General features: G+C 72.5%; 4 protein-coding genes. 1 reads left to right on the forward strand and 3 read right to left on the reverse strand.

Annotation, left to right across the window (positions count from 1 at the left end; all coding sequences use genetic code 11):
- From ACFV5N_RS27185 to ACFV5N_RS27195, 3 genes are all read right to left on the reverse strand, one after another.
- Positions 1 to 227, reverse strand: a 227-nt coding sequence (locus tag ACFV5N_RS27185) for a chaplin (protein WP_385605002.1), incomplete at its 3' end; no start/stop codon positions are given.
- 127 nt (positions 228 to 354) lie between these two features.
- Positions 355 to 717, reverse strand: a complete 363-nt coding sequence (locus ACFV5N_RS27190) for a hypothetical protein (RefSeq protein WP_385605005.1) — start codon at positions 715 to 717, stop codon at positions 355 to 357.
- A gap of 168 nt (positions 718 to 885) precedes the next feature.
- Positions 886 to 1,641, reverse strand: a complete 756-nt coding sequence (locus ACFV5N_RS27195) for a TetR/AcrR family transcriptional regulator (RefSeq protein ID WP_385605007.1) — start codon at positions 1,639 to 1,641, stop codon at positions 886 to 888.
- Positions 1,642 to 1,720: 79 nt separating this feature from the next.
- On the opposite strand from ACFV5N_RS27195, the gene ACFV5N_RS27200 reads away from it, so the two are divergent.
- The coding region (locus ACFV5N_RS27200) for an MFS transporter (RefSeq protein ID WP_385605009.1) at positions 1,721 to 2,297 on the forward strand (577 nt) is incomplete at its 3' end.

Below are 2,297 nucleotides of genomic sequence, written 5' to 3' on the forward strand. Positions count from 1 at the left end.
ACGCAGACGTTGCCGAAGGTCGGGTTCAGGATCCCGATGATGTCGATCGTGTTGCCGCAGACGTTCAGGCCCAGCTCGATCGGGACCTGGACGACGTTGCCGGACAGGACACCCGGGGAGTGGGTGGCGACACCGATGGCCTCGGCGTCGGCGGCGGCGGTACCAGCGGCACCCAGGACACCGGCGGCCGCCAGGGCGGTGGCGGCGATGGCGGTACGAATACGCATGTTGTCTCCAGTGCGGAAAACGGATGGAACGACGCAGAACGTCGTAACCGATCAGAACGCCCGGATCGATCATTTCTCCGTATTCACCTGATCGAGGGCGAGCCTCGTCCGGATGCCGCAGCCGGGCTCAGCACTTCGTGGAGATGCCGCCCTTGGTGTCGCCCTTCAGCAGGCCGCCCCAGATGTAATTGCCGTCGGAGAGCTTCACCCAGGTGTTGTGGCTGATCCCGTTGGCGTTCACGGTGCCGCCGGTGAGCCAGCACACCCCCTTGAGCTGCTGGTTGGCGGTGACGGTGTACGCGATGTCGTAGCTGGTGGAGGGGCCCTTGCGGACGTTCCCCTGGATCCAGGTGGTGATGTTGGCGGCCGCGGTGGTGACCGCCGGGGCGGTACGGGCCTGCGGCGCGGCGGCTGCGGGCGCGGCGGCGGCGCCGGCCAGGACGAGTCCGGCGACGGTGACGATCAGGGCCCGGGTGAGGCTGGTGCGCATGTGCTCTCCGCTTCCTTCGGCTTGCTCCGGTGTGGATGCCGTCCCCCGTGGCGGGCGGCACAGCCGAGGTCGTGCCCCGTCCGGACCGGCGTCTACCGTCACTTTCCGTATCGATCGCACCTGATGGCGGGGGAGCGGACCGGAGGAGGTATCCGACCGTTCCCCGCCCTACTCCGCCCGGTCGCGCCGTTCTCCCGTACGGCGGGCGATCAGGGCTTCGATGCCGTCCAGCAGGCGGTGCAGCCCGAACGGGAAGGGGTCACCGGCGTACGGGCTGGCGCCGGCGCGGAGGGCCGCCCGCAGCGCGGGGTACCGGCTGAAGTCCACCAGGTCCCGCAGCCCCTCGTTGCGGCCCGCCACGTCGTACGGTCCGGCGTCGGCCGGTGCCTCCACCTGCGCCAGCAGCAGGCCGAGGCCCCGGTTGTAGGCGTCCAGCGCCTCGACCGCCGCCAGCTTCTCCTGCTCCGTCAGTCCGGTGCCCTCGAAGATCCGCAGCATGGAGTCCAGCCAGCGCAGCTGGTTCGGCCCCGGCAGCCGGTCGGCGCCGTGCAGCCGCAGGGTCCACGGGTGGCGGCGGATCGCCGCCCAGTCGTCCATGGCCCACGCCTCCAGCTTGGCGCGCCAGTCGCCCGGCCACTCGTGCGGCAGGGTGTCGCCGAGGGCGACGGCGTCCAGCATCAGGGCTTCCAGTTCCGCCTTGCCGCGCAGATAGGTGTAGAGCGAGGCGGTGCCGACGCCCAGTTCGGCGGCCACCCGGCGCATGGACACCGCGGGCAGGCCCTCGGCCTCGGCCACCTCGATGGCCGCGGTCACGATCTGTTCCCGGGTCAGCCCGCGCCCCGGGCCGCGGGTGCCGGACGGCCGGGTGTCCGGGTCGTCCCAGAGCAGGCCGAGGATGCGCCGCTGATCGTCCTTCGCACTCATCTCGCCCGTCAGGCTACCGTTCGGGCTACTATCACCGAACGGCGTTCGGAGTTTGAGGACGAGGGGCGGAGCACCGGACATGACCACCGACACCAGACCACCCGCGGACAGCGGCCGGGCCCGGCGGCGCGAACGCGCCACCCTGCTCGCCGCCACCCTGACCAGCGGGCCCAACGAACTCCTCGACTTCCTGCTGCCCCTGTGGGCCGGCGCCGCCATCGGCCTCAGCGCCACCGGGACCGGGATCCTGCTCGCCGTCGAACTCGCGCTCTCCCTCCTCGCCCGCCCCCTGGCCGGCATCCTGGCCGACACCCGCGACCGCCGCCGGGTCGCGGCCACAGGCGCCACGCTCTACGCCGCCTCCGCCGCCGGGTACGCGGTCGCCACCGGCCCGCTGTCCGCCTGCCTGGCCGCCGCGCTCGGCGGCATCGGCGGCGCCCTGCTGTGGGTCGCGGTCAGCGCCCTCGTCAGCGAACGCCACCACGAGGACTCCGCCGTCTTCCCCCGGCTCTTCGCCGCCCAGGAGACCGGATCGTGGGCCGCCTTCGTGCCCGGCCTCGCGCTGCTGCCCGGCATCGACTACGCCGGAGTCTTCCTGCTGTGCTCGGCCGCCTGCCTGACAGCGGCCGTCCTCCTGCTGCGCGCCCCCGCCGGAC

Source organism: Streptomyces sp. NPDC059853 (assembly GCF_042731495.1).
Lineage (GTDB): Bacteria > Actinomycetota > Actinomycetes > Streptomycetales > Streptomycetaceae > Streptomyces.